Raw genomic sequence first — 24,854 nt, 5'->3', positions numbered from 1 at the left:
AAAACAGGCCCCGACACGAATGTCGGGGCCTGTGGAGACCACATCCCTGTGGTCGGTCGCATGAACACTAGAGTCGCGGCAGGTGCATGACTGCGCTCACCTGCCGCTCCTTCTCCCAGTCCAGGCGAGAAGCCTGCGCCTTACTCGGCTTTCAGGCCGTCAGCCGATACCGCCTGAACGCCCTTGATGTTTTTCGCGATTCTCACCGCGGTTTCTTTCTGCGACTCGGTTACCGCAGTGGTGGAAGACAGTGATACCACACCTTTGTTGGTTTCTACTTTGATATCGGTACCCGGAATGCCTTTCTCAGTGACCAGGTCACCCTTCACTTTGGTGGTGATCCAGGTGTCGGAAGTCGCTTCCTTCGCCTCGGTCACTTCACCGGCAGCCAGCACCATTGGCGACTGGGTGTTTTGGGTGGTCTGCGCAAACGCTGCGTTGGCCAGTGTCAGGGTCAGAGCGGTAGCAGTTGCGGTAGCGATAGCGAACTTCTTCATACGGGTAACTCCTGTTTTTCCAGAAAGTCTGCTGTTTGCCTTCTCAGCAGGGTTACCGGTAATAGTGCGAACACTGTGCCAACTTTTGGAAACGCAATAAATCCTTAATAATCAACAACTTATAAAAACACCAAAAAACCGGAATCATGCAATTTGCATGACCCGGAGATTCTCGACATGCAAGTTGCCGGAATCAGCCCTCGCTGGTGGTACAGCCCTTGGGCGAATAGTCCGCGGCTACCGTGGTCGCGCAACTCCAGCTGCCCGCTTCGGAACGCGACAGGGTGAGGGTGCGGTTGAGCACCGGGCCTGGCGCGTTGACCAGGGTGCAGCCGAGGCTGCCTAACCCGGAAGCGCCCTTGCCCGCCGCCGAGATCGTGCAATGGCTGGTGGTCGCGCTGGCGCCGAGTCGTTCCAGGGTCGGATCGGCCCCCTGATTGATGACGTCTTCGAATGACACCCTGAGCGCCGAGATCTCGGCCAGTCCGGCCGTGACCTTGGCCCGCGCCTGATATTTGGAATACAGCGGCAATGCCACCGTGACCAGAATGCCAATGATCGCCACCACGATCAGCAGTTCGATCAGGCTAAATCCCCTTTGTCCCTTCATGGCTGCAACTCCCTTTTTGCATGAGGCGAACGCTCATGCTCGGCAGCGGATAACGCACAGCCCATGCCAAGTCCGTCAGCCCTTGCAGACCGGGCAGCGAAGCCGGGTTCCCCCCCATCCAAGGCGTTGCAAAACCGCACTAACTGACACTATTTGTCACTGCAGCGCGCCCGCACAACGTCCGCCCTTGGCTAGGCTTGCAGCGCAAGCAGCCGATAGGTCATCAAGGATCGAGACATGCCGTTCAAAGCAACAAAGGTCAGCCTGTACGCCTGGCAAGGCACCGATAGAACAGGCCGCAAAATGTCCGGTGAATCGAGCGCGCAGAATCCGGCCCAGATCAAGGCCCGGTTGCGCCAACGCGGCATCATCCCGGGCAAGGTACGGAAAAAGTTCGCCCCCCTGTTCCGCGCAGGCCAGCGGGTCACGGCCCAGGATATCGCGCACTTCACCCGGCAAATGGCGACCCTGCTCAAGGCCGGGGTGCCGTTGCTGCAGGCCTTCGACATCATCGCCGAAGGCTTCGATAACCCACGTATGCGTTGCCTGCTGGAGGGCTTGAAACAGGACGTGATGGCCGGCAGCAGCCTGACCAGTGCCTTGCGCAAAAAGCCGCAATACTTCGACGAGCTCTACTGCAACCTGATTGACGCCGGCGAACAGGCCGGCGCCCTCGACACCTTGCTGGAGCGGGTGGCGAGCGACCGGGAAAAAAGTGAACGGCTCAAGGCGCGGATGCGCAAAGCCATGACCTACCCGCTGGCGGTGCTCCTGGTGGCCGTGATCGTCAGCGCCATCCTGTTACTCAAGGTGGTGCCGCAGTTCGAAGTGATGTTCCACGGTTTTGGCGCCGAACTTCCCGCACTGACCCGCAGCGTGATCGGGCTCGCCGAATACCTGCGGCACAGCGGGTGGCTGCTGCTGGGTGGGCTGCTCGCTGCTGCGCTGGGCGTGCACCAGGCCCAACGCCGCTCCTCGAGGTTTCGCGACTGGCTGCAGACTCGCTGGCTGGATCTGCCAATTGTCGGCCCCCTGCTGCGAAAGTCGGCGGTCGCTCGTTATGCCCGGACATTAGCGACCACCTTCGCCGCCGGGGTGCCGCTGCTGGAGGCCTTGGATTCGGTGGCCGGAGCCACCGGCAACCGGCTGTTCAAACAGGCGGTGCTGATGATTCGCCAGGAGGTGTGTACCGGCATGCAGTTGCATGTGGCGATGCGCAACAGTGGGGTATTTCCCAACCTGGCGATCCAGATGACCGCGATTGGCGAAGAATCCGGGGCGCTGGACGAAATGCTCGGCAACGTCGCGGGCTACTATGAAGGCGAAGTCGAGTCCCTGGTCGATCACCTGACCAGTCTGCTGGAACCTCTTATCATGGGGGTACTTGGCGTAATCGTCGGCGGGCTGGTGGTTGCCATGTACCTGCCCATTTTCCAACTTGGTACGGCGATCTGAACATGCCCTTGAGTGAATTTCTCACCAGCTACCCGACGGCCTTCGTGGTCCTGGCCCTCGGGCTGGGGCTGGTGGTCGGCAGCTTTCTCAACGTCCTGGTCTGGCGCCTGCCGAAGATGCTGGCACGGGATTGGCGCCAGCAGGCCCGGGACATCCTCGAACTACCCGCCGAGCCCCCCGGCCCCACCTACAACCTGATGCTGCCCCACTCCCATTGCCCCCACTGCCGCCATCCTCTGCGTGCCTGGGAGAACATTCCACTGCTCAGCTACCTGATGCTGCGTGGACGGTGCGCACGTTGCAAAACCCCCATCAGTGCCCGTTACCCGCTGGTCGAGCTCAGTTGCGCGCTGCTCTGCGGGTTCATCGCCTGGCACCTGGGCTTTGGCTGGCAGACCGCGGGGCTGCTGGTGTTGAGCTGGGGCCTGTTGGCCCTGTGCCTGATCGACGCAGACCATCAGTTGCTGCCCGACGTACTGGTCATGCCGCTGCTGTGGCTGGGGGTGATCGTCAACGCGTTCGAGCTGTTCGTGCCACTGCAGGACGCCGTGTGGGGCGCCGTGGCCGGCTACCTGAGCTTGTGGACGGTGTATTGGCTGTTCAGGTTGATCACCGGCAAGGAAGGCATCGGCCATGGCGACTTCAAGCTCCTGGCGATGCTGGGGGCCTGGGGCGGCTGGCAGATCCTGCCGCTGACGATCCTGCTGGCCTCGCTGGTGGGGGCCGTCAGCGGGCTGCTCTGGCTGCGCTGGAAACGGGCGAAAACCTCGACGCCGATCCCCTTCGGTCCCTATCTGGCAATTGCCGGCTGGATTGCCTTGCTCTGGGGTGGTCAAATAACCGACTTCTATTGGCAGTTTGTCGGTTTGCAATGAATACCCCTGTGGAACAACCCTGGATTCTCGGCCTCACCGGTGGCATCGGTAGCGGCAAAAGCGCGGCGGCCCAGCATTTCATCGACCTCGGTATCCACGCGGTGGATGCCGATCATGCCGCGCGCTGGGTGGTCGAGCCCGGTCGCCCGGCGCTGGCGCAGATAGCCGAGCACTTCGGTGACGGCGTTTTGCAGGCAGATGGCCAACTGGACCGGGCGGCACTGCGCAAGCTGATCTTCGAAATCCCCGAGGAGCGCCGTTGGCTGGAAAAGCTCCTGCATCCATTGATCGCCGAGGAAATCGCCGCGCACCTGGCGCGGGCCAAATCCCCCTACGCGATCCTGGTGTCACCCTTGCTGATCGAGTCCGGACAGTTCGCCATGACCCAGCGGGTGCTGGTGATCGATGCCCCCGAACACCTCCAGATCGAACGCACCCTGCAGCGCGACCAGACCAGCGAACAGCAGGTCCAGGCGATCCTCAAGGCGCAGTCCAGCCGTCAGGAGCGCCTGCGCCATGCCGACGATGTGGTGGTCAATGACCGCGACCTCGCCTGGCTGCACAGCGAAGTCGAACGCCTGCATCACTTTTACCTAACTTTGCGTGGAGGCCAGTCATGAGCCAACCCCCTGTCGTCACCTGCCCAACCTGCGGCGCCCCCGTGGAATGGAGCGCCAGCAGCACCTTCCGGCCGTTTTGCTCGGACCGCTGCAAACTCATCGACCTCGGCGCCTGGGCCTCGGAAGAACACAAAATCCCGGTCAGCCCGGACGCCGAAGACGATCTGTTCAGTGAAGATTTCGAACCGCGCCACTAAGGCCGCATGAAGCTGTAGTCGGCACTGTCATCGAGGTTCTCGGCCAGGAACTGCAGCTCATCGGCCAGGTCCTCGACACTGCGCACCGCCTTGCTCTCCTCGACCACCGCGCTGAGCAAGGCGCGCAGGCTCAACCCCGGTTCAAAACCGGCTGCCTCCGCCGATGCCAGACTGTCGCGCAACTCTTGCCTCGCCCACTGGTAAACGCTCATGCCGCTGCTCCTGAGGATTTTTCGGAGCATAGGTGCGTCTGTTCGCCAGCCTGTTGATAAAGATCAAGACTTGTCTTCGTCTTTCCACGGCGCCGACAGGTAACGGGTGCGGTTGAAGGTCTCCAGCCACTCGGGGCAGAACACCACCAGGGCGCTGATCACCATGCCGTTGATAAAGGCTTCGGGAAAGATGATCAGCCACAGGTAGCCGACAAAATCCTCAAGCCATTCCGGCAGCGCAAAACGCTCGTCGAACCACAGCACGCCCAACGCCAGCAACAGGCAGAGCAGCGCCGACAAGGCGGCGGCAAAAAAACCCGAGCAAAAGATATACACAAACGGATTACGCGGTTGCGCGCGCTCCACCAGCAGGGCGCAGCCTTCGGTGACCAGTACCGGCAGCAGGATCAGCAAGGCACCGTTGACTCCCATCGCCGCAAGGTCCTGGCGCCCCAGCAGCACCAGGCCGATCTGGGCGACCAGCCCGCCGACGATCGCCAGGGGCCAGTCCAGCAGCAGGGTGACGGCGGTCATGCCGATGAAGTGATAGGACACGCCGGTGTCGAAGTCACGCCGCACCAGCCAGAGCAGGAACAACGCGAACACCGTGCCGAACAGCAGGTGCTGGCGCCGGCTGTCGCTGAACAGTTCGACCCAGGGCGCGCGCGCTATCGCCCAGAGCAACACCGGCACGTAAAGCAACCACCCCACGGTGAGGGTGAACGGTGACAGCAGTTCGGCACCGATCATGCCGGGACCTCCATCCACCCTGTTACGCAGACCTTCACGTCAGACTCCTTGGCGAAACCGAACAGGCCATCAGTCTACACCGCCCGGATGCCCCCTGGCGCACTGCCACAGGCCCTCCGAGAGCGGTGACTGTTACATCTGCTGCAAGACTGCATCCGGTTTTACCCCCTTTTTCAGCGGCCGGCGAAGACTAAACTTCAGGCATCGAGATCCACACGGAGTACCGCACGATGAAAAGCCTGATCAGCCTGTTGCTGGCCCTGGTCGCCACCTCGGCCCTGGCCGCCGGTAATGAACCGCCTGCCACTCCCTACGACCCGGCGCAGCCGCTGGATATCGCCAAGGTGGTTTCGGTCTCCGACACCGCCGGCGGCTGTGGCGTAGTGCCGGCGAGCATGGTCTATGTCGACCACCAGGGCCAGACACACCGGGTGTCTTATCAGGTCATGGGCGACTGCAGCGGCTCATAACAGGGTCCAGGTGTAGCTGAGGATCAGGCGGTTTTCGTCAATGTCACTGCGGTAGTTGGACCGTGCCATCGCATTGCGCACTCGAATCCCCAGGCCCTTGAGGCTGCCGCTCTGCAGCACATAGCCCAGGTCCAGGTCGCGCTCGCGATCCTTGCCTTCATAGCCCTTGCCGGTGTCGACATTATTGCCGGTGATGTAACGCACGGTACTGGTCAGCCCCGGTACACCGAGCGCCGCAAAGTCGTAGTCGTAACGTACCTGCCAGGACCGTTCATCGGTGTAGGCAAACTCGTAGGTGGGCACCTCGTTGCCCAATGGCGAGATATTGGCAAAGACGCGCGGGAAGGCACTGTCACCAAACATGCCCTGATAACCCAGGTAGAAGGTGTGGCCGCCACGCTTGGCCGACAGCAGGGAGAAGAACGCCTGGTTGTCGATGTTGCCCAGCAGCTTTTTGCCGTCTTGCCGTGAGTCGTAGTAGCCCAGGTTCGCGCCCAGGGTCCAGTCCCCCAGCGGCTCACTGTGTTTGAGCCCGAGAAAGCGCTGGTTGTAGATATCTTCCAGTTGCCCGTACCAGGCACTGAGCGAGCTGCGCTTGTCATTGAACCCGTAGTCGGCCCCGGCAAAGTTGAAGCCGTCGCTGCTGACCTGGCGCTGCGGCACATGACCGAGCATGGCCTGCATCTTTTCATCTCCGGACTCGTTGCGCAGGCTGGTGGAGTTCAGGTGACCGCCCTGCACGGTCAGGCCATTGAACTCGCTGGAGCTGATGCTCACCCCCTGGTAGGTGGGCGGCAGCAAGCGGATGTCGCTGAAGGCCAGCACCGGCAAGTTGGGTTGCAGCTCGCCGACCTTGAGCTCGGTTTTCGAGTAGCGCACTTTCAGCGCCGCCCCCAGGCGACTGTAGTCATCGGCCGCGCGGCCATCGTCCTGCACCGGCAGCAGGCCGGTGTTGACCCGGTCCGGGCTGCTGTCGAGCTTGAGGCCCAACTGGCCAATGACGTCCACGCCCACCCCGAGGGTGCCCGGGGTGTAGCCAGACTTGAGGTTGAAAATGAAACCCTGGGCCCACTCCTCGGCCTTGGACTGCTGATTGGCGCCGACGATGTCCGAGAAGTCGCGGCTGAAATAATAATTGCGGGCCTGCAAGGTCGCAGTGGTGTCTTTTACAAAGCCATTGTCGGCGGCCAGCGCACGGTCGGAAAAACCCGAGGCGAGCGTCAGGGACAACAGCGAAGCGGTTGTGGCGAGAGTCTGTTTCATCGTTTTGCTCTTATTGTTATTGATCGACAGGGTGCAGTGATCCGCCCGCAGCGCTGTCGCTGCGGGGGAAGGTCAAACGGGTAGGAATCAGTCCAGTGTGGTCAGCGCAGGGTGTGCGGGGCAGGCGTTGCCTTGGTCCCTGGAGCGGCGCGGCGCGCGTTCAACAGCAGGTGGGTGAGCATGCCGAAGATCAGCCCCCAGAACGCGGCGGACAAACCGAACAGCGACATGCCCGAGGCCGTCGCCAGAAAGGTCACCAGCGCCGCTTCGCGATCGTTGGGCACCGCCATTGCACCGGCCAATGCCCCGGCAATCGCCCCGAACAGCGCCAGCCCCGCAAGGGCCGCGATCAGCTCTTTGGGGAAGGCCGAAAACAGCGAGACCAAGGTCGCGCCGAAGATCCCCAGCACCAGGTAACACAAGCCGCCAACGACCCCGGCGACATACCGCTTGCCTGGGTCCTCGTGGGCTTCACGGCCGGTGCAGATCGCCGCGGTGATCGCCGCCAGGTTCAAGCCGTGGCAGCCAAAGGGCGCGAGCAATGCCGTGCCCAGCGCGCTGCTGGCAATGATCGGGCTGGCGGGGGTCGAGTAACCACTGGCCCGCAGCACCGCCATGCCGGGGACAAACTGCCCCGTCAGTGCCACCATCACCAGCGGCAACGCGATGTTCAAGGTTGCGCTCAGGCTGAATTGCGGGCTTATCCAGACCGGCGTGGCCAGGCCGATCACCAGCGCGTCGACCCGCAGGTCCCCGGCGAGCATGGCCATGGAGCACCCCACCAGCAGCACCATCAACACCGCGTAACGCGGCATCAGGCGTTTGCACATCAGGTAGGTGGCAAACATCGCCAGCACTAGCCACGGCTTGCCCTGCAACGACACGAACAGGCCCGTGCCGAAGCTGAACAGAATCCCCGCCAGCATGGCGGCGGCAATGGCGGCCGGCAGTTTGCTGATGATCCGGTCAAACGCGCCCGAGACCCCAATCAAAAAGATGATCAGGCTGCTGACCAGGTACGCCCCCACCGCTTCCGGCATGCTGATCCCCGGCAACAGCGCCACCAGCAGCGCCGAGCCCGGCGCCGACCAGGCGATGATCACCGGCACGCGGTAGCGCAGGCTCAAGCCGATGCCCAGCAGCGCACTGCCAATGGAAATCGCCCAGACCCACGAGGACAGCACCTCGCGCGACAGATGGGCGGCGTCGGCCGCCTGGAAAATGATCACCAGGGGGCCGGCATAGGAAATCACCGTGGCAATAAAACCGGCGACTGCCGCCGACAGCGAAAAGTCCCGCAATAGCCCTTTCATGCTTCAGACACCCGATGGCGACAGCGCGCTGGTAGCGCTCGATGCGCTGCGCTGACTACTGATGGCAAACACGGTCATGGCAATGGCGGCTACCGCACCCGGCAGGGCAAACGCCATGAAGTTGAGTTGCAGCGGCAGGTTGATCCCCAACAGGGCCCCCCCGAGCAATGGGCCGACAATAGCACCGTTGCGACCGATACCCGAAGCCCAGCCCAGGCCGGTGGAGCGGATCGTCATGGAGTAGAACTGTGCGGCGCAGGCGTACAACAGGATCTGCGAACCGATGGTGGTGGCGCCAGCAATGGCGATCAGCACATACAGCAGTGGCATCGGGCTGTTGAAACCGAGCAAGGTGATCGACACCGCCGCCATGGCGAAGAACACCGCCAACACCCGCGGCAGGTTCAGCTTGTCGCCCAGCACGCCGCCACCAACGGCGCCGAAGATCGCGCCGAAGTTCAGCACCAGCAGGAACGACAGGCTCGAACCCAGGCTGTACCCGGCGTTGGCCATCAACTTCGGCAGCCAGGAGCTCAAGGCATAGACCATCAGCAGACAGCAGAAGAACGCCAGCCACAGCATCAGCGTGCGCAGCGCCCGACCTTCGCGAAACAACTGCAGCACCGGGGTGCCCGTGCCCTTCACTTCGCTCATCTGCAGTTGATCACTTCTGTGGCCAACGTACGTCGGCTCCACGCGCTCCAGGACCTTGCGTGCCTCTTCATCGCGTCCCTGGCGCAGCATGAAACCCACCGACTCGGGCAGGAAGTACATGATCAGCGGCAGCATCAACAGGGGCAGCACTGCGACGTAGAACACCGACTGCCAGCCAAAACTGGGGATCAACACAATGCCCAGCCCGGCCGACAGCATGCCACCGACCGAATAGCCGCTGAACATGATCGCCACCAGGGTGCTGCGGATTTTTTTCGGCGCGTATTCGTTCATCAGCGCCACCACGTTGGGCATGACCCCGCCGATGCCCAGCCCAGCGATGAACCGGCAGATCCCGAACTCCGTCGGGTTGCGGGCAAACCCGTTGAGCACCGTGAAACCGCTGAACAGGATCACGCACAAGGTAATGGCTTTCTTGCGGCCGATCCGGTCTGACAGCGGGCCGAAAAACAATGCGCCGAACATCATCCCGAACAGCGCGTAACTGCCCAGGGCGCCGGCCTGCAACGGGCTGAGCCCCCACTCTTTCATCAGCATCGGCAGGACCACGCCGTAGATCACCAGGTCGTAGCCATCGAAGATGATGATCAGGGCGCACCAGAACAGCACCATCCAGTGGAAGCGGTTGAAACGAGCGTTGTCGATCAGCTCATGTACGTCGATCTTGCGCATGGCATCTGTCTCTTGTTGTTGTTTTTTTAAGAGCATCGGTCACGTGATAAGCGTGCGTATCACCGAGGGTAGGGAGGCCTGCAGCGCAGCAATATCCGCTTTGCGCAGATCGTTATCCGTTTTGTGCAGCGGGTCGATTGCATTACACCCCTGGGGGCAAGGCCGAAGGCCGCGACAGTCCGCTGGTCGGAAAACAGCCACACTTCCGGAATTATCCGTCTACACCTTTTACCTATCTGATGGATCAGTTTCAGCGTGTCAGGGCAACGGCTGCCTGTGGAGTATGAATATGAGTGGAGCCAGGCCTTAGAGAGAGCCATCAGGACGATGCCAACATTCATTCAGTAGGGATACGTCATGTTCCATCACCTAAGGCTAAGCACGCTCCTGCCGTGCGCCTCGCTCTTGCTCCTCGCCAGTCCCGTCGCCCAGGCGGCTTGTACCCTGCTCCCCGGCCCCGGCGATACCCGCCATACGTGCGACAGTGGCACCAGCGGCCCACTCACCGACACCCAGGGCAACAACTCCCTGACCTTCCCGGCCAACGGCTCCGGCACGATCAATGGCAACGTCACGTTCGGGGCCGGAGTGGACCGGGTAGTGATGGATTCCGGCAGCATTACCGGATCGCTGGACCAGGGCGATGGCAACGACTCCCTGGAGATCAACGCCGGACAGATCACTGGCGCGGTTAACCAGGGCAACGGTATCGATGAGTTCAAAATGACCGGCGGGCAGGTCCAGTCGCTGGCCCAGGGCGACGGGCGGGATCGCTTCCTGATGAGCGCGGGCACCATCGTCGGGGCCTTCGAGGACGGCGATGTGGCGACGATGACCGGGGGCACCATCGGCCGCGTCGACATGAAACTCGATAACAATATTTTTGATATGTCGGGCGGACGGATTCTCGGCAACCTGGTTACCGGATTTGGCCTGGATACCATCACCGTGTCGGAGGGCTCGATCGGCGGCAACATCAGCACCAGCGGTGGCGATGACATCATCAGCGTCTCCGGCGGGGTGATTGCCGGGCAGATCCGCGCCAGCGCTGGCAACGATCGCCTCACCTGGCGCAACGGCGGACAGATCAATTCCGCCATCCTCATGGGTGACGGCGACGACAGCGCCCTGTTGAGCAATCTCTCCGAGACCACACTCGCCTCCACCCCCTCTGTGGACGGTGGGCTGGGCACTGACCGCCTGAGCTTCGACAACAGCACCTCGGCAGGCGCGGCACGTTATGTCGGCTGGGAGTCGGTGACGCTGGGCAATCACTCGCGCTTCTCGCTGGCGGGGGACTTCTTCCTCGGGGACAGCGCCAGCGCCACGGGCGTATTGGCCATTGACGGCAGCAGTACCCTGGCCGTGACCCAAGGCGCTATCCGCCCCTACACCGCCGGCCAACTGACGACACTGAGCAACGCCGGGACCATCGACATGACCAGCGGCAGCAGCCGTGCCAGCGATGCACTGACGGTCCATGGCAACTACGTTGGCAACAACGGGCAACTGTTGCTGCAAACCGTGCTGGGTACCGACAGTTCCGCCAGCGACAAGCTGGTGGTGTCCCAAGGCACCCTCAGCGGTAACACCCAACTGGGCATCACCAACCTCGGCGGCCTGGGCGGTTTGACTCGCCAGAACGGGATCGAAGTGGTGCAGGCACGTAACGGCGCCATCAGCCGCAGCGATGCCTTTGCCTTGAAGGGCTCGCTGTCCGCCGGCGCCTATCAGTACTACCTGTTCAAGGGCGGGGTCACCGCGGGATCCGAGAACAACTGGTACCTGCGCTCATCGGTGGTGGCAGTGCCGCCGCCAACCGTTCCACCCGCCGTTGTCCCCCCGGTCGTGCCCCCGGCCCCACCACCGATCCAGCAGCCGGCGCCCGTGGTTGACCCGGATGAGCCCGCCGTCGAACCACCGACCGCGCAACCGGTGGCGCCCGTCGAGCCGAACCAGGTGCCGCCGCCACAAACCCTGGCCCAGACTTCGCCGACACCGGCCATCAGCACACCGCCGATCCCCAAGGCCGTGGCCGGCGCCGATCCGATTCCCCTGTATCGCCTGGAAGTCCCGGTGTATTCCGTGGTCATCCCCGCCGCCCAACTGCTGACGATGCAAGCCCTGGGCACCTTCCATGATCGCCAGGGCGAGCAAAGCCTGCTGAGCGAAATCGGAGCCGTACCCGCCGGATGGGGCCGTCTGTATGGCAGTAATCTGCAAAAAAGCTGGTCCGGCACCGTGACCCCGAGTTTTGACGGCTCGCTCCAGGGCTTCCAGATTGGTCATGATCTGTATGCCTCGCAGACCAACGGCGGACAATTGCAACGCTTCGGTTTTTTTGTCGGCCACAGTCACCTGCAAGGCGACGTCGATGGGTTTGCCGAAGGCTTCCAGGACCGACGCTCGGGCCGGGTCAAGCTCGACGGCGATCAGGTGGGCGCCTACTGGACCTTGGTCGACCCCAGCGGCTGGTATTTCGATACCGTGGCGATGTGGTCGAGCCTGGACGGCGACAATCGCTCCGATCGCGGCGTGAAGATGGACACCGACGGCCATGCGCTGGCGCTGTCCGTAGAGGCTGGGTACCCAATTGCCGTCGCGCAAGACTGGGTGCTGGAACCCCAGGTGCAAGTGATCAACCAGCAGATTGACCTGGACTCGCAGAACGACGGTATCTCCAATGTGGCATTCGACTCCCAGGATTACTGGACCGGCCGCCTCGGTGCCCGCCTCAAGGGGCGGTTCATGGCGCAGGACATCCCGCTCGAACCCTATCTGCGGGCCAACCTGTGGAAAACGTTCGGTGGTTACGACACCGTCACCTATGACGACATCGACCGGATCAAGAGCGAGCACAAGTCCTCATCGGCGGACCTGGGCGTGGGCCTGGTGGCGAAGCTGTCTTCGAGTGTCAGTGTTTACATGGGCGCCGACTACAACACCCATCTGGACAGCAACGATCTGGACGGCGTCTCCGGCAATCTGGGCGTGCGCATGAGCTGGTAGCCGCCTCGAGCATCGTCACGGCCGCGCCAGGACATCCCGTCCGCCAGGCTGACGGGAAATCAAAAGTTTGCGTCTGTCCGACAAACTGTGTTCTTTGTGATCGCATTTGAACGCTAAGCTTGGCCTATGGATGATTCAGATTACTTACGCCTGCTGACCATTGCGGCCGAGCAGGCCAACGCGTTCCTCTCCAATGCCCGCAAATGGGAGCGTGAGCGTTGGGTGTGTCAACGCCTGTTGCAGGGCTTGAACATTCCTTACCGCGCCGACGAGTTCAGCCCCGCCGGCGAGCCGCCCGACGTGCTGTTTCGCGAGGCCAATTTCGAAGTGTTTTTCGTTCTCGACGAAGGTCGGCGGCTCAATGACGAGTGGCGCGATGAACTGCAGCGTCGGCGCAGCGCGTTCTCCCTGAGCCAGTTGGTGCGCCGCGAGGCCAAGCCCAAGCGGATTCCGGCCAACGAGTTCTTGCTCAGGCTGGCGCCGACCCTGCGCAAGAAAGCACACAACTACAAAGAGCGCGGCATGGACCTGGGTGAACTGGACATCATCGCTTTCGCCAGCCTCAAGCGTGAAGTGCTGGACCTCAACAGCCACTTCCCGCCCCCCACCGAATACCTGCGACAAGGCTGGCGCTCGCTCTCGCTGGTCGGCCCGACCTTCGCCCGCGTGCTGTTCGCCCACCCCGATGCACCGGACTTCCTGCGCAGCAACCTGGGGCGCAGCATTGTCTTCGACGTCGGGATCAGCCTGTGAGCCCGTTGCAGGAGCTGATCGCCGCCGTGCCGCAACAAGGCCGGGTGCGCTGGCTGGGCGTGCGCCCACAATCGCGCGGGCCGATGCTCGCGCTCGACGCCGTGGAAGCACGCCTGGAGGCCGGCCTGACGGGTGATCATGCGCGGCCCGGGGTGCGCAATGCGCGACAGGTTACGTTGATCCAGTGGGAACACCTCGCCGTGATCAGCTCCCTGATGGAACGCCCTGCCGACCAGCCGATACAACCCCAGGACTTGCGCCGCAACATCGTGGTCAGCGGGATCAATCTGTTCAGCCTCAAGGGCCGGCGCTTTCGGATCGGCCAGGCCATCTTCGAAACCACGGGCTGGTGCCAGCCCTGCGCCCGGCTCGAACAGAACCTCGGCCCAGGGACTTTCCAGGCTGTGCGCGGCCATGGCGGGATTACCGCGCGGGTGCTACAAAGTGGCATCATTCGCCTGGATGACAGGCTGTGTGTCGAGCCCGTGCCAGCGAGCGGCTATGCTCCGTTCAATACGGGCTGACGGCTGACTTGGCCGCGCGCTGTAGCTTCTACACCTTTAGCAACGTCTACCTGACGAGGCCTTGATATGACCAGCCGCCTGAACCCGGACGACCAACAGCATGTCGAAGAGTACCTGCACCTGTCCCAGCACCAAGTCGAGCGCCGGCCTTTTCGGCCGTGGATGCTCCTGGTGATTGTCCTGGCGGTGACCATTGGCCTGGGCCTGCTGAGCCGTTTTATCAGTTACCTGACGCTATGAGCTGCGTGGCGCTCGCTCGGGTAACTGCACCGATTTCTTTTAGCCTTGCGAGATATCCCCATGACTCATCGTATTGTCATCGTTGGCGGCGGCGCCGGCGGTCTGGAGTTGGCTACCCGTCTGGGTAAGACTCTGGGCAAGCGTGGCACGGCCAGTGTGATGCTGGTCGACGCCAACCTGACCCACATCTGGAAACCGCTGCTGCATGAAGTGGCCGCCGGTTCGCTGAACTCTTCCGAAGACGAACTCAACTATGTCGCCCAGGCCAAATGGAACCACTTCGAGTTCCAACTGGGGCGCATGAGCGGGCTCGATCGCGCGCAGAAGAAAATCCAGCTGGCCGCCACCTACGACGAAGCCGGCCTGGAGCTGGTACCGGCTCGTGAAGTGGCCTACGACTCGCTGGTCATCTCGGTGGGCAGCACCACCAACGACTTCGGCACCCTGGGCGCGGCCCAGCACTGCCTGTTCCTCGACACCCGCAAACAGGCTGAGCGTTTCCACCAGCAACTGCTCAACCATTACCTGCGCGCCCATGCCGGACAGACCGATAAGGTCGAGCAAATCAGCGTGGCCATCGTCGGCGCTGGCGCCACCGGTGTCGAACTGGCCGCCGAACTGCACAACGCGGCCCATGAACTGGCCGCCTACGGCCTGGACCGGATCAAGCCGGAAAACATGCACATCACCCTGATCGAGGCTGGCCCCCGGGTACTGCCGGCCCTACCGGAACGGATCGGCGGGCCTGTGCATAAAACCCTGGAGAAACTGGGGGTCAATGTCATGACCAACGCGGCGGTCAGCGAAGTGACGGCCGACAGCCTGATCACCGCCGATGGCAATGTGATCAAGGCCAGCTTGAAAGTCTGGGCGGCCGGGATCCGCGCACCGGGTTTCCTCAAGGATATCGACGGCCTGGAAACCAACCGCATCAACCAGCTGCAGGTATTGCCGACCCTGCAGACCACCCGCGACGAAAACATCTTCGCCTTCGGCGATTGCGCCGCCTGCCCACAGCCCGGAAGTGATCGCAATGTGCCGCCGCGCGCCCAGGCGGCGCACCAGCAGGCCTCGCTACTGGCCAAATCGTTGAAACTGCGGATCGAAGGCAAACCACTGCCGTCCTACAAGTACACCGATTACGGCTCGCTGATCTCGCTGTCGCGGTTTTCGGCTGTGGGTAACTTGATGGGTAACCTGACTGGCAGCGTGATGCTGGAGGGCTGGCTGGCGCGGATGTTCTACGTGTCGCTGTACCGCATGCACCAGGTGGCGTTGTACGGGCCGTTTCGCACGGCGATGCTGATGCTGGGCAGCAAGATTGGACGCGGCACCGAGCCACGCCTGAAACTTCACTGATGTAACACCTGTGGGAGCGAGCGGCTCGCTCCCACATTGGTTTTGCAGTGCTTGAATTTTCAACAGACAAAAAAAATCCCCGTATCTTTCGATACGAGGATTTTTAATATGGTCGGGGTAAGGGGATTCGAACTCCTGACATCCTGCTCCCAAAGCAGGCGCGCTACCGGACTGCGCTATACCCCGGTAAAAAAAAGGCGACCTTTACAAGTCGCCTTCTTCGATCAGCGCTTTTGGCCTCTGATCTTAAGATTCGATTCCAGCGTTAACTGGTTTCAAAAATGGTGGGTCGTGTGGGATTCGAACCTACGACCAATTGGTTAAAAGCCAACTGCTCTACCAACTGAGCTAACGACCCAAAAATGGTCGGGGTAAGGGGATTCGAACTCCTGACATCCTGCTCCCAAAGCAGGCGCGCTACCGGACTGCGCTATACCCCGGTTTGAAATTGGCTCCGTGACCAGGACTCGAACCTGGGACCCAATGATTAACAGTCATTTGCTCTACCGACTGAGCTATCACGGAACTACACATTTCAATCACAACATTTGAAGCTTTACTGCGTTCTCTTCGACCCGTTCGCATCGCTGCGTTCGTGTGTCTGAGGCGCGCTATTCTACAACCTTAAACACCTCTGTCAACCCCCTAAATTGCTTTCAAGACAATGATTTGCAACTTATTTCAGATTTCTACTTGGGGAGTGGAAACCCTTGGAGCGACTTACTGCGGGGCGCACTTTACAAGCCTTTTCCTTACAGTTCAACACCCTGTGAAAAAAAAGGCCCCGCAATGCGAGGCCTTTGCTCTTTTGCAGCAATCACGCCTTAGTTGAAGACGATTTCGTCGTTCACCACGGTGGCCGTTACGCTGGTGCCTGGCAGGAAGCTGCCCGACAGAATCAGCTGGGCCAACGGGTTTTCGATCCAGCGCTGGATCGCTCGTTTGAGCGGCCGTGCGCCATAGACCGGGTCGTAACCCACCGCGATCAACTTATCCAACGCTTCGCTGCTCAGTTCCAGCGTCAGCTCACGCTCAGCCAGACGGCTGCGCAGACGGCCCAACTGGATTTCAGTGATGCCGGCAATCTGATCACGGGCCAGGGGCTCGAAGATCACCACTTCGTCGATCCGGTTGATGAACTCCGGACGGAAGTGTGTCGACACCGCATCCATCACCGCGGCACGTTGCGCCTCACGATCACCCACCAGTTCCTGGATCTGTACCGACCCCAGGTTGGACGTCATGACGATCACCGTATTACGGAAATCCACGGTGCGTCCGTGACTGTCGGTCAGGCGACCGTCTTCCAGCACTTGTAGCAATACGTTGAACACATCCGGGTGGGCCTTCTCGACCTCGTCCAGGAGGATCACCGAGTACGGCTTGCGACGTACCGCTTCGGTCAGGTAACCGCCCTCCTCGTAGCCCACATAGCCTGGTGGTGCCCCGATCAGCCGCGCCACGGAATGTTTCTCCATGAACTCGGACATATCGATGCGCACCATCGACTCTTCCGTATCAAACAAGAACTCGGCCAGGGCCTTGCACAGCTCGGTCTTGCCCACGCCAGTCGGGCCGAGGAACATGAACGAACCGCTTGGGCGGTTGGGGTCGGACAACCCGGCGCGGGAACGCCGCACGGCGTTGGCCACCGCCACCACGGCCTCGTTCTGGCCGATCACACGTTGGTGCAACAGGCTTTCCATCTTCATCAGCTTGTCGCGCTCACCCTCGAGCATTTTCGACACCGGGATGCCGGTCCATTTCGATACGACTTCGGCAATCTCTTCTTCAGTTACCTTGCTGCGCAGCAACTGGTTTTCGCTCTTGCCATGCTGGTCGACCATTTGCAGGCTGCGCTCCAGGTCCGGGATCACCCCGTACTGCAACTCGGCCATGCGATTCAGGTCACCTTTGCGGCGGGCAGTTTCCAGCTCCTGGCGCGACTGCTCGATTTTCTGCTGGATCTGCGCAGAACCCTGCACTTCCGCTTTCTCCGAGGTCCAGATTTCTTCCAGGTCGGAATACTCGCGCTCTAGCCGGACAATCTCTTCCTGGAGTTTTTCCAGGCGCTTGATCGCCGCTTCATCATCTTCTTTCTTCAGGGCCTGGGATTCGACCTTGAGTTGAATCAGGCGCCGCTCCAGGCGATCCAGCACTTCGGGCTTGGAGTCGATTTCCATGCGAATGCGGCTGGCCGCTTCGTCAATCAGGTCGATGGCCTTGTCCGGCAACTGCCGGTCAGTGATGTAGCGATGGCTCAACTTGGCCGCCGCAATGATCGCACCGTCCGTGATCGCCACCTTGTGGTGAACCTCGTAGCGCTCTTTCAGGCCACGCAGGATAGCGATGGTGTCTTCCTCGCTCGGCTCATCCACCAGCACTTTCTGGAAGCGTCGTTCGAGGGCCGCGTCCTTCTCTATATATTGGCGGTACTCGTTGAGCGTGGTCGCGCCGACGCAGTGCAACTCACCCCGAGCCAGGGCCGGCTTGAGCATGTTACCGGCATCCATCGAGCCTTCGCCTTTACCGGCACCGACCATGGTGTGCAGTTCGTCGATGAACAGAATGATCTGCCCTTCCTGCTTCGACAGTTCGTTGAGCAGGCCTTTGAGGCGCTCTTCAAACTCGCCACGGTACTTGGCACCGGCAATCAGCGCGCCCATATCCAGGGACAGCAGGCGCTTGCCACGCAGGCCGTCCGGCACTTCACCATTGATGATGCGCTGGGCCAGGCCTTCGGCGATCGCGGTTTTACCCACACCTGGCTCACCGATCAGCACCGGGTTGTTTTTGGTCCGGCGCTGCAGGACCTGGATGGTCCGGCGAATTTCGTCGTCACGGCCGATCACCGGGTCGAGCTTGCCTTCTTCGGCGCGCTTGGTCAGGTCGACCGTGTACTTATCCAGCGCCTGGCGCGACTCCTCGGCATTCGGGTCGTTCACCGCTTCACCGCCACGCAGGTTGGTGATCGCGTTCTCCAGGGCTTTCTTGCTCACGCCCTGGCCGAGCAGCAACTTGCCGAGCTTGCTGTTCTCGTCCATGGCGGCGAGCAGCACAAGCTCGCTGGAGATGAACTGGTCACCTTTCTGCTGGGCCAGGCGATCGGCCTGGTTGAGCAGGCGTGCGAGGTCCTGCGACATGTTCACGTCGCCCGTCGGATTCTGGATTTTTGGCAATTGGTCGAGCTCTTTGCTCAACGCGCTGCGCAGGCTGTTGACGTCGAAGCCCACTTGCATCAGCAGCGGCTTGATTGAGCCACCTTGCTGTTCAAGCAGTGCTTGCATCAGGTGCGCAGGCTCGATGCCCGGATGATCGAGGCCAACGGCCAGGGATTGGGCATCGGATAAGGCTAACTGCAATTTGCTGGTTAAACGGTCTATACGCATTGGTCACCTTCCTTTTGAGCAGGCCGGAGCGATGGACACACCTAAATAGAGAAACCTGCCAGATACCCCACTAGATGCGGTCGATTCTGGAAGATTCAAGCGTCGTGCAGTTGATGCAGATCAGGAAAGTCTAGCGCTCGAGCCAGATCAGGGAGGCAAACCGGCCGGTGCGTGGCGCACGGCGGTAGGAAAAGAAGCGTGGATCGGTCACGGTACACCAGCCGCCACCGTACACGGCGCTGACGCCGCGGGCTTTGAGGCGCAAGCGCGCGAGCAGGTAGATGTCGGCCAGGTACTTGCCGGCATTGTGGCTGGGCACAAACGCCTGATGTGTTTCTGCAAGTTGCGCGATGAATACGTCGCGAACTTCCGGGCCGACTTCAAAGGCTTTGGGGCCAATGGCCGGGCCGAGCCAGACCAGCACTTGCGCCGGATCCACGGCCAGGCTGTCGAGCGTCGCCTCCAGCACGCCCGCGGCCAACCCGCGCCAACCGGCGTGAGCCGCCGCAACCCGGCTCCCGGCACGGTCGCAGAACAACACAGGCAGGCAATCGGCCGTCATCACCGTGCAGGCAATACCGGGCGTGGCTGTCCAACTGGCGTCCGCGGTCGCGACCTGGGCCGGGTCAGCGTGAGCCACGGCAACGCCGTGCACCTGCTGTAACCAGGCTGGCTGTATCGCAAAGTGATCCGTCAGGCGCCGGCGATTCTCGGCCACCGCCATAGGGCTATCATCGACATGATCGCCCAGGTTGAGGCTGTCGAACGGCGCCAGGCTGACGCCGCCCGCACGGGTGGTGACGCAGGCTTTGACTCCGGCCGGCGCGGGCCAGTCGGGAATCAGCCAGTCACTCATCCGATGAACGCCTCACGGTCCTGCTTGAGCAGCGTCAGCAACCAGACGAAATCTTCCGGAAGAGGCGACTCCCAGCTCATGCGCTTGCCGGTGGTCGGGTGATCCAGTTCCAGGAAACGCGCATGCAGCGCCTGACGCGGGAAGTGTTTCAGCGACTCGACCATGGTCACACTGGCTGCCGGCGGGATACGGAAGCGACCGCCGTAGGCAGGGTCTCCGACCAACGGGAAGTTGATGTGGGCCATGTGCACGCGAATCTGGTGGGTTCGACCGGTTTCCAGCTTGACCCGCACGTGGGTGTGGGAGCGGAAACGCTCGAGCACGCGGTAGTGGCTGACCGCCTGCTTGCCGCCCTCCATCACCGCCATGCGCTGGCGCTGCTGGCCGTGACGACCGATCGGCGCGTTGATCTTGCCGCCGGCGGTGACCACACCAATAACGATGCACTCGTAGATCCGGCTGACACTGCGGCTCTGCAACTGTGTAACCAGTTGCGTCTGCGCTTGAATGGTCTTGGCCACCACCATCAAACCGGTGGTGTCCTTGTCCAGACGGTGCACGATACCGGCGCGCGGAACATTGATGATGTCCGGCACGTGGTGCAGCAAGGCGTTGAGCAATGTACCGTCGGCGTGACCGGCGGCAGGATGCACCACCAGCCCGGCAGGTTTGTTGATCACCAGGATGTCGTCATCTTCATAGACGATGTCCAGGGCGATGTCTTGAGCGATCCATTCGCCCTGAGCTTCCTGCTCGGCGGTCAACTCAAGGATGGCGCCACCATGGACAATGTCTCGCGGGCGGATAACCGCCCCATCCACAGTCAGGCGGCCGTCTTTGATCCAGGCGGAAAGGCGCGAGCGCGAGTGCTCAGCGAATAATTGTGCGGCGACTTGATCGAGGCGTTGGCCGCCCAATTCGGACGGCACCTCTGCGCGAAGTTCAATTTTATCGGACATGCTCAGACTAGGCGTCGGCACAGCCTTTGGTTTCGGCTGCGCGCTTGTGGTTAAATACGGCGTCTTTTGCCCCGAGGCTTTTCAACGGGGCACTCATCATAACAGGACGGCCCCGCCCAAGACAGCGGCCGTCATAGGGACGCAAGCCGCCATGCAAGTGAAACACCTGCTGCTGATCGCCATCCTCGCATTGACCGCTGCTTGCTCGTCGAAGGAAGTCGTAGACGAAAACCTCAGCGAAGTCGAGCTGTACCAGCAGGCTCAGACCGATCTGGACAACAACAGCTACACCGCGGCCACAGCCAAGCTGAAGGCCCTGGAGTCGCGTTATCCGTTCGGTCGCTATGCGGACCAGGCTCAACTCGAACTGATTTATGCGAACTACAAGAACGCCGAGCCCGAGGCTGCCAAGTCGGCTGCCGAGCGCTTCATCCGCCTGCATCCTCAGCACCCGAACGTCGACTACGCCTATTACCTCAAGGGCCTGACCTCGTTTGACCAGGACGTTGGACTGCTGGCGCGCTTCCTGCCGCTGGACATGACCAAGCGTGACCCAGGTGCAGCCCGCGACTCCTACAACGAATTCGCCCAGCTCACCAGCCGCTACCCCAACAGCCGCTACGCGCCGGACGCCAAGCAGCGCATGATCTACCTGCGCAACCTGCTGGCCTCCTACGAAATCCACGTTGCCGACTACTACCTGACCCGTCAGGCCTATGTCGCAGCGGCCAACCGTGGTCGTTACGTGGTGGAAAACTTCCAGGAAACACCGTCGGTCGGTGATGGCCTGGCCGTGATGGTCGAAGCCTACCAGCGCCTGCACCTGGACGAGTTGGCCAACACCAGCCTGGAAACCCTGAAACTGAACTACCCGAATCACTCAAGCCTGGTGGACGGTCAGTTCGTGCCACGGGTTGCCGAAGCCGACAACCGTTCGTGGGCCAGCAAAGCCACCCTGGGCCTGATCGAGTCCCGTCCGCCGCTGCCGCCGGGTGAAACCCGCGCCAACCAGGACATCATGAAGCAGTACCAGGATGCCAAGGACTCCATCCCGGCCGAGCTCAAGCCACAAGACGGCGATGCTGTTGAAGAAGAGCAGCACGAAGCGGAAGGCAGCAACGACGACCGCTCCTGGTTCAGCTACATGACCTTCGGCGTGTTCGACTGATACCCGCCAGGTACACAAAAGGAGACTTTCGAGTCTCCTTTTTTATTTCCGGGTTTTATAGCGCTGTGCGCTGGATGAGACCTTGGCTAAACTGCCCAATCATCCTCCCAAAAAGCCACTGACCATGCTTCGTTTACTGTTCTGGATTGCCCTGATTGCTGCTGCGGTATGGTTCTGGCGCAAATTCAAGCGTCCCGCCGACGCCTCCCGCCCTACCCCCAGCGAGCAAAATGCCCCACCCATGGTCCGTTGCGCCCACTGCGGTGTCCACCTGCCCCGCGACCGCGCCCTGAGCCTGCAGCAACAGTGGTATTGCAGCCAGGGCCACCTTGAGCAAGGCCCAGGCTCGCAGGATCGTTAAAGCTTTACCTGCCGCTACTCGAGTAGCGGCAGCAAACGTTAGCCCACGGACGGACACGACGTTGAAGACTTTCCAGCACAATTCGGCTCCCCCCTGCCGACTCCGGCGCCTGCTGGGTGATTCGCTGCCCATCCGTAGCCTGCGCCAGCAGATCGACAAACTGGCCCACAGCCAGGCTGCGGTGTACATCAGCGGCGAATCCGGCAGTGGCAAAGAGCTGGTTGCTCGACTGATTCACGATCAAGGCCCACGCGCCCGCCAGCCTTTCGTGCCCGTCAATTGCGGGGCCATCCCGACGGATCTGATGGAAAGCGAATTTTTCGGTCACCGCAAAGGCAGTTTCAGCGGCGCCATCGAAGACAAGCCCGGGTTGTTCCAGGCAGCGAATGCAGGGACCCTGTTCCTGGATGAAGTCGCCGACCTCCCCCTGAGCATGCAGGTCAAACTGCTCAGGGCCATTCAGGAAAAGGCCGTGCGCGGCATCGGTCAGTTGCACGAAAGCCGGATTGATACGCGAATACTCTGTGCCACGCACAAGAACCTGGACGCGGAAGTGAGCGCCGGACGTTTTCGTCAGGATCTGTACTATCGACTGAACGTGATCGAGCTGCGCGTGCCGCCATTACGCGAGTGCCGCGATGACATAGAGCTGCTGGCCACCCAGATGCTCAAACGCCTTGCCGCCGACACTGGCGCCCCCGTCGCACGCCTGCTGCCACAAGCCCTGGAGGCCCTCAAGGTCTATCGTTTCCCGGGTAACGTCCGCGAACTGGAAAACATGCTTGAGCGCGCCCATACGCTGTGCGAGAACCAGCAGATAGGCACCAGCGACCTGCGGTTGACCCAAGCCAACAGTAATGAGGACTCCCCTCTTTCCGATCTGAAGCAGGTCGACAACCTCCAGCATTACCTGGAGGAAATCGAGCGCCGGGTAATTCTCAAGGCCCTGGAGCAAACCCGCTGGAATCGCACGGCAGCCGCCCAGCGCTTGAGCCTGTCGTTTCGCTCACTGCGTTACCGGTTGAAAAAGCTCGGCCTGGAGTGAGGCGCCGCCTCAGATCCGGCCAGCCGGCGCATAGGGGGCCGGATCGATCACCGGCTCGCGTCCCAGCAATACATCGGCAAACAACTGGCAGGAAGCAGGTGCGAGTACCAGGCCATTGCGGTAATGCCCACAGTTGAGCCACAACCCGCCTACCCCCGGCACCGCGCCAATGTAGGGAATGCCTTCCGGCGAACCGGGACGCAGGCCCGCCCAATGCCCGACCACTTCGGCGTCCGCGAGCGCCGGAATCAACTCCACTGCCGAGGCCTTGAGACTTTCCAGCGCATTCTCGGTCGGTGTCTTGTCGAACCCTTCGTGCTCCAGGGTGCTGCCGATCAGGATGTGGCCGTCGCGACGCGGGATGGCGTAACGGCCCTTGGCCAGAACCATGCTCGAGAGAAAGTCCGCTTCACACTTGTAGAGAATCATCTGGCCTTTCACTGGCTCCACCGGCAACGTCAGGCCCAGGGTATTGAGCAGATCGCCACTCCAGGCACCTGCGGTCAGCACCACCTGATCACCCAGGATCGGGCCACTGGCACTCTCGACCCCCAGCACCCGCTCACCCTGCCGAATGAAGCCACTGACCTCGCACTGCTCGTGAATCGTCACGTTGGGCAGCGCCAGCAATGCCGCCTTGAGGGATTTGACCAGGCGCGGATTACGCACGTTGGCCACATCAGCCATGTAGATCGCACGAGAAAAACCCGGCCCCAACACCGGCACGTGGTCATGGGCGGCCGAGATATCCACAGCACTGAGCGGGCGGTTTTCCCGCTGAGCCCAGGCCAGCGCCTCGGCTTCGTCCTCCAGGTCCAGCCAGTACAAGCCCGTGGTGTGGACTTCAGGGTCGACGCCAGTGGCGGCGAACAGGCGCTCGGCCAACTGTGGATAAAAGTCCTGGGACCAGTGAGCCAAGGCCGTGACTGCCGGACTGTAGCGCCATGGGTAGAGCGGCGAAACGATACCGCCGCCCGCCCAGGAAGACTCCTGGCCAAGGCTGGAACGATCCAGCAGGATCACCCGCTCGACATGGGGCGCCAGATTAAACGCCGTCAGCAGGCCGATCACCCCACCGCCGACAATCAACACTTGCTCTTGCTTGGCCATCATCTGATCCAACAGTAAAAAGACAGGGGGTGCACGACGCACCCCGAAAAAGCGACTCAACGCCCCCAGCAATCTTTGCTGGTCATCTCGGCTGCCGCATTGTTCATGCCCATCACACCGGTGTTGCTCAGCGTGAGATCACCACATTTGTCGCCGGCCATGCTGGCGTCGGATTTACGCACGGCTGTCAGCAGGAAGCTCTGATCCGCCAGGGTCGGAACGATGCTGTAGTACTCATTACCGGCACTCAGGCCCGTGGCATTGCTGTAGACCTTGTTTTGGGAATGGAACCGCTCAAGCAGTTGCGCCTGTTCGGACAGCAGCCCGGCGATCTCGCTACGGTGGGTCTTTTTCACGTACTCGGTGAGCAGCGGAGCGGATATGGTCACCACAATGCCGATGATCGCGATCACAATCATGATTTCGATCAGGGTAAAGCCTTGGTTGAATCTACGCATTGCCTCAAGTCTCA

24 protein-coding genes, 4 tRNA genes and 1 pseudogene are annotated in these 24,854 nt (G+C 61.5%); 13 read left to right on the top strand and 16 right to left on the bottom strand.

The features are described 5' to 3' along the window. Positions 1-140: 140 nt before the first annotated feature. Both Q1W70_RS14295 and Q1W70_RS14290 read right to left on the bottom strand, forming a co-directional pair. Positions 141-497 (bottom strand): BON domain-containing protein, encoded by a 357-nt coding sequence (locus tag Q1W70_RS14295; RefSeq protein ID WP_302097465.1) that lies wholly within the window; start codon positions 495-497, stop codon positions 141-143. 193 nt (positions 498-690) lie between these two features. Then, positions 691-1,107 carry a pilin gene (locus tag Q1W70_RS14290; protein ID WP_166592405.1) on the bottom strand — a complete coding sequence of 139 codons (417 nt, stop codon included), beginning with the start codon at positions 1,105-1,107 and terminating at the stop codon, positions 691-693. A gap of 237 nt (positions 1,108-1,344) precedes the next feature. Here Q1W70_RS14290 and Q1W70_RS14285 point away from each other — a divergent pair, with 237 nt between their 5' ends. From Q1W70_RS14285 to yacG, 4 genes are read left to right on the top strand one after another with little or no spacing between them, the layout of a single operon-like run. Continuing rightward, positions 1,345-2,562: a type II secretion system F family protein gene (locus tag Q1W70_RS14285; protein ID WP_302097464.1), complete on the top strand. Its 1,218-nt coding sequence runs from the start codon at positions 1,345-1,347 to the stop codon at positions 2,560-2,562. A 2-nt stretch (positions 2,563-2,564) separates the two neighbouring features. Further along, complete coding sequence (locus tag Q1W70_RS14280) at positions 2,565-3,437, top strand: prepilin peptidase (RefSeq protein ID WP_182342365.1); 873 nt, start codon at positions 2,565-2,567, stop codon at positions 3,435-3,437. Beyond that, positions 3,434-4,057 (top strand): dephospho-CoA kinase, encoded by a 624-nt coding sequence (coaE, locus tag Q1W70_RS14275; protein WP_166593127.1) that lies wholly within the window; start codon positions 3,434-3,436, stop codon positions 4,055-4,057. Before Q1W70_RS14280 ends, coaE begins: the two co-directional genes overlap by 4 nt. Continuing rightward, the gene (gene yacG, locus Q1W70_RS14270) at positions 4,054-4,254 is read left to right on the top strand and encodes a DNA gyrase inhibitor YacG (protein ID WP_095166544.1); all 201 of its coding nucleotides are present in this window, start codon (positions 4,054-4,056) and stop codon (positions 4,252-4,254) included. The genes coaE and yacG overlap by 4 nt, the downstream gene beginning before the upstream one ends. Here yacG and Q1W70_RS14265 read toward each other — a convergent pair. Both Q1W70_RS14265 and Q1W70_RS14260 read right to left on the bottom strand, forming a co-directional pair. Next, positions 4,251-4,466 (bottom strand): hypothetical protein, encoded by a 216-nt coding sequence (locus Q1W70_RS14265; RefSeq protein ID WP_166593126.1) that lies wholly within the window; start codon positions 4,464-4,466, stop codon positions 4,251-4,253. The genes yacG and Q1W70_RS14265 overlap by 4 nt on opposite strands. A 63-nt stretch (positions 4,467-4,529) precedes the next feature. Then, positions 4,530-5,216, bottom strand: coding sequence for an energy-coupling factor ABC transporter permease (locus Q1W70_RS14260; protein WP_166593125.1), 687 nt, complete (start codon positions 5,214-5,216; stop codon positions 4,530-4,532). Positions 5,217-5,446: 230 nt separating this feature from the next. Here Q1W70_RS14260 and Q1W70_RS14255 point away from each other — a divergent pair, with 230 nt between their 5' ends. After that, entirely contained in the window at positions 5,447-5,686 is a 240-nt protein-coding gene (locus Q1W70_RS14255) for a DUF2790 domain-containing protein (RefSeq protein ID WP_166593124.1), read from the top strand. Here the strand turns inward: Q1W70_RS14255 and Q1W70_RS14250 are convergent. The 3 genes from Q1W70_RS14250 to Q1W70_RS14240 all read right to left on the bottom strand — a co-directional run bounded on the left by Q1W70_RS14250 (position 5,681) and on the right by Q1W70_RS14240 (position 9,609). Then, positions 5,681-6,949, bottom strand: coding sequence for an OprD family porin (locus tag Q1W70_RS14250; RefSeq protein ID WP_182342367.1), 1,269 nt, complete (start codon positions 6,947-6,949; stop codon positions 5,681-5,683). The genes Q1W70_RS14255 and Q1W70_RS14250 overlap by 6 nt on opposite strands. A gap of 101 nt (positions 6,950-7,050) precedes the next feature. After that, complete coding sequence (locus tag Q1W70_RS14245) at positions 7,051-8,262, bottom strand: benzoate/H(+) symporter BenE family transporter (protein WP_302097461.1); 1,212 nt, start codon at positions 8,260-8,262, stop codon at positions 7,051-7,053. Between the two features lie 3 nt (positions 8,263-8,265). Beyond that, the gene (locus Q1W70_RS14240; RefSeq protein WP_166593121.1) at positions 8,266-9,609 is read right to left on the bottom strand and encodes an aromatic acid/H+ symport family MFS transporter; all 1,344 of its coding nucleotides are present in this window, start codon (positions 9,607-9,609) and stop codon (positions 8,266-8,268) included. Between the two features lie 357 nt (positions 9,610-9,966). Here Q1W70_RS14240 and Q1W70_RS14235 point away from each other — a divergent pair, with 357 nt between their 5' ends. The 5 genes from Q1W70_RS14235 (at position 9,967) to Q1W70_RS14215 (ending at position 15,494) form a co-directional block, all read left to right on the top strand. Next, a complete protein-coding gene (locus tag Q1W70_RS14235; protein WP_302097460.1) occupies positions 9,967-12,618 on the top strand; it encodes an autotransporter family protein in 2,652 nt (883 codons plus the stop codon). Positions 12,619-12,744: 126 nt separating this feature from the next. Continuing rightward, a complete protein-coding gene (locus tag Q1W70_RS14230) occupies positions 12,745-13,371 on the top strand; it encodes a DUF1780 domain-containing protein (RefSeq protein WP_095166529.1) in 627 nt (208 codons plus the stop codon). Next, positions 13,368-13,895, top strand: a complete 528-nt coding sequence (locus Q1W70_RS14225) for an MOSC domain-containing protein (RefSeq protein WP_166593099.1) — start codon at positions 13,368-13,370, stop codon at positions 13,893-13,895. Before Q1W70_RS14230 ends, Q1W70_RS14225 begins: the two co-directional genes overlap by 4 nt. Before the next feature lie 66 nt (positions 13,896-13,961). Continuing rightward, positions 13,962-14,135, top strand: a complete 174-nt coding sequence (locus Q1W70_RS14220; RefSeq protein ID WP_095166525.1) for a DUF3094 domain-containing protein — start codon at positions 13,962-13,964, stop codon at positions 14,133-14,135. A gap of 60 nt (positions 14,136-14,195) precedes the next feature. Beyond that, positions 14,196-15,494, top strand: a complete 1,299-nt coding sequence (locus Q1W70_RS14215) for an NAD(P)/FAD-dependent oxidoreductase (RefSeq protein WP_182342379.1) — start codon at positions 14,196-14,198, stop codon at positions 15,492-15,494. 109 nt (positions 15,495-15,603) lie between these two features. On the opposite strand, the gene Q1W70_RS14210 is transcribed toward Q1W70_RS14215, so the two are convergent. From Q1W70_RS14210 to rluD, 7 genes are all read right to left on the bottom strand, one after another. Beyond that, a tRNA-Pro gene (locus Q1W70_RS14210) sits at positions 15,604-15,680 on the bottom strand. A gap of 96 nt (positions 15,681-15,776) precedes the next feature. Further along, a tRNA-Lys gene (locus Q1W70_RS14205) sits at positions 15,777-15,852 on the bottom strand. A gap of 5 nt (positions 15,853-15,857) precedes the next feature. Beyond that, positions 15,858-15,934: transfer RNA gene (locus tag Q1W70_RS14200), tRNA-Pro, on the bottom strand. 9 nt (positions 15,935-15,943) lie between these two features. Beyond that, positions 15,944-16,019 (bottom strand) — tRNA-Asn (locus Q1W70_RS14195). 299 nt (positions 16,020-16,318) lie between these two features. After that, a complete protein-coding gene (gene clpB, locus Q1W70_RS14190; RefSeq protein ID WP_166593097.1) occupies positions 16,319-18,883 on the bottom strand; it encodes an ATP-dependent chaperone ClpB in 2,565 nt (854 codons plus the stop codon). Positions 18,884-19,013: 130 nt separating this feature from the next. Then, positions 19,014-19,739 (bottom strand): peptidoglycan editing factor PgeF, encoded by a 726-nt coding sequence (pgeF, locus tag Q1W70_RS14185; protein WP_166593096.1) that lies wholly within the window; start codon positions 19,737-19,739, stop codon positions 19,014-19,016. Then, complete coding sequence (rluD, locus tag Q1W70_RS14180) at positions 19,736-20,698, bottom strand: 23S rRNA pseudouridine(1911/1915/1917) synthase RluD (protein WP_095166517.1); 963 nt, start codon at positions 20,696-20,698, stop codon at positions 19,736-19,738. The genes pgeF and rluD overlap by 4 nt, the downstream gene beginning before the upstream one ends. A 151-nt stretch (positions 20,699-20,849) precedes the next feature. Between rluD and Q1W70_RS14175 the strand changes: the two genes are divergently transcribed. The 3 genes and pseudogenes from Q1W70_RS14175 to Q1W70_RS14165 all read left to right on the top strand — a co-directional run. Beyond that, complete coding sequence (locus tag Q1W70_RS14175) at positions 20,850-21,866, top strand: outer membrane protein assembly factor BamD (protein ID WP_095166515.1); 1,017 nt, start codon at positions 20,850-20,852, stop codon at positions 21,864-21,866. A gap of 124 nt (positions 21,867-21,990) precedes the next feature. After that, a complete protein-coding gene (locus tag Q1W70_RS14170; protein ID WP_182342385.1) occupies positions 21,991-22,227 on the top strand; it encodes a PP0621 family protein in 237 nt (78 codons plus the stop codon). 103 nt (positions 22,228-22,330) lie between these two features. Continuing rightward, a pseudogene (locus tag Q1W70_RS14165) lies at positions 22,331-23,272 on the top strand (sigma-54 interaction domain-containing protein); the annotation flags it as partial. 9 nt (positions 23,273-23,281) lie between these two features. Here Q1W70_RS14165 and thiO read toward each other — a convergent pair. Then, positions 23,282-24,382: a glycine oxidase ThiO gene (gene thiO / locus Q1W70_RS14160; protein WP_302097459.1), complete on the bottom strand. Its 1,101-nt coding sequence runs from the start codon at positions 24,380-24,382 to the stop codon at positions 23,282-23,284. A 56-nt stretch (positions 24,383-24,438) separates the two neighbouring features. Next, positions 24,439-24,840, bottom strand: coding sequence for a type IV pilin protein (locus Q1W70_RS14155; protein WP_182342388.1), 402 nt, complete (start codon positions 24,838-24,840; stop codon positions 24,439-24,441). Between the last annotated feature and the right edge of the window lie 14 nt (positions 24,841-24,854).

The organism is Pseudomonas kielensis, assembly GCF_030505375.1.
GTDB classification, from domain to species: Bacteria; Pseudomonadota; Gammaproteobacteria; order Pseudomonadales; family Pseudomonadaceae; genus Aquipseudomonas; species Aquipseudomonas kielensis.
This window is presented reverse-complemented; position numbering and strand designations above follow the sequence as displayed.

Bases quoted from the DNA above. Each gene is read 5' to 3' on its own strand.
- Q1W70_RS14240 (WP_166593121.1), bottom strand. From the start codon at position 9,609: ATGCGCAAGATCGACGTACATGAGCTGATCGACAACGCTCGTTTCAAC.
- Q1W70_RS14245 (WP_302097461.1), bottom strand. From the start codon at position 8,262: ATGAAAGGGCTATTGCGGGACTTTTCGCTGTCGGCGGCAGTCGCCGGT.
- Q1W70_RS14295 (WP_302097465.1), bottom strand. From the start codon at position 497: ATGAAGAAGTTCGCTATCGCTACCGCAACTGCTACCGCTCTGACCCTG.
- Q1W70_RS14230 (WP_095166529.1), top strand. From the start codon at position 12,745: ATGGATGATTCAGATTACTTACGCCTGCTGACCATTGCGGCCGAGCAG.
- Q1W70_RS14280 (WP_182342365.1), top strand. From the start codon at position 2,565: ATGCCCTTGAGTGAATTTCTCACCAGCTACCCGACGGCCTTCGTGGTC.
- Q1W70_RS14290 (WP_166592405.1), bottom strand. From the start codon at position 1,107: ATGAAGGGACAAAGGGGATTTAGCCTGATCGAACTGCTGATCGTGGTG.
- pgeF (WP_166593096.1), bottom strand. From the start codon at position 19,739: ATGAGTGACTGGCTGATTCCCGACTGGCCCGCGCCGGCCGGAGTCAAA.
- Q1W70_RS14175 (WP_095166515.1), top strand. From the start codon at position 20,850: ATGCAAGTGAAACACCTGCTGCTGATCGCCATCCTCGCATTGACCGCT.
- Q1W70_RS14215 (WP_182342379.1), top strand. From the start codon at position 14,196: ATGACTCATCGTATTGTCATCGTTGGCGGCGGCGCCGGCGGTCTGGAG.
- clpB (WP_166593097.1), bottom strand. From the start codon at position 18,883: ATGCGTATAGACCGTTTAACCAGCAAATTGCAGTTAGCCTTATCCGAT.
- Q1W70_RS14170 (WP_182342385.1), top strand. From the start codon at position 21,991: ATGCTTCGTTTACTGTTCTGGATTGCCCTGATTGCTGCTGCGGTATGG.
- Q1W70_RS14235 (WP_302097460.1), top strand. From the start codon at position 9,967: ATGTTCCATCACCTAAGGCTAAGCACGCTCCTGCCGTGCGCCTCGCTC.
- Q1W70_RS14250 (WP_182342367.1), bottom strand. From the start codon at position 6,949: ATGAAACAGACTCTCGCCACAACCGCTTCGCTGTTGTCCCTGACGCTC.
- coaE (WP_166593127.1), top strand. From the start codon at position 3,434: ATGAATACCCCTGTGGAACAACCCTGGATTCTCGGCCTCACCGGTGGC.
- rluD (WP_095166517.1), bottom strand. From the start codon at position 20,698: ATGTCCGATAAAATTGAACTTCGCGCAGAGGTGCCGTCCGAATTGGGC.
- thiO (WP_302097459.1), bottom strand. From the start codon at position 24,382: ATGGCCAAGCAAGAGCAAGTGTTGATTGTCGGCGGTGGGGTGATCGGC.
- Q1W70_RS14255 (WP_166593124.1), top strand. From the start codon at position 5,447: ATGAAAAGCCTGATCAGCCTGTTGCTGGCCCTGGTCGCCACCTCGGCC.
- Q1W70_RS14265 (WP_166593126.1), bottom strand. From the start codon at position 4,466: ATGAGCGTTTACCAGTGGGCGAGGCAAGAGTTGCGCGACAGTCTGGCA.
- Q1W70_RS14220 (WP_095166525.1), top strand. From the start codon at position 13,962: ATGACCAGCCGCCTGAACCCGGACGACCAACAGCATGTCGAAGAGTAC.
- Q1W70_RS14260 (WP_166593125.1), bottom strand. From the start codon at position 5,216: ATGATCGGTGCCGAACTGCTGTCACCGTTCACCCTCACCGTGGGGTGG.
- Q1W70_RS14155 (WP_182342388.1), bottom strand. From the start codon at position 24,840: ATGCGTAGATTCAACCAAGGCTTTACCCTGATCGAAATCATGATTGTG.
- Q1W70_RS14285 (WP_302097464.1), top strand. From the start codon at position 1,345: ATGCCGTTCAAAGCAACAAAGGTCAGCCTGTACGCCTGGCAAGGCACC.
- yacG (WP_095166544.1), top strand. From the start codon at position 4,054: ATGAGCCAACCCCCTGTCGTCACCTGCCCAACCTGCGGCGCCCCCGTG.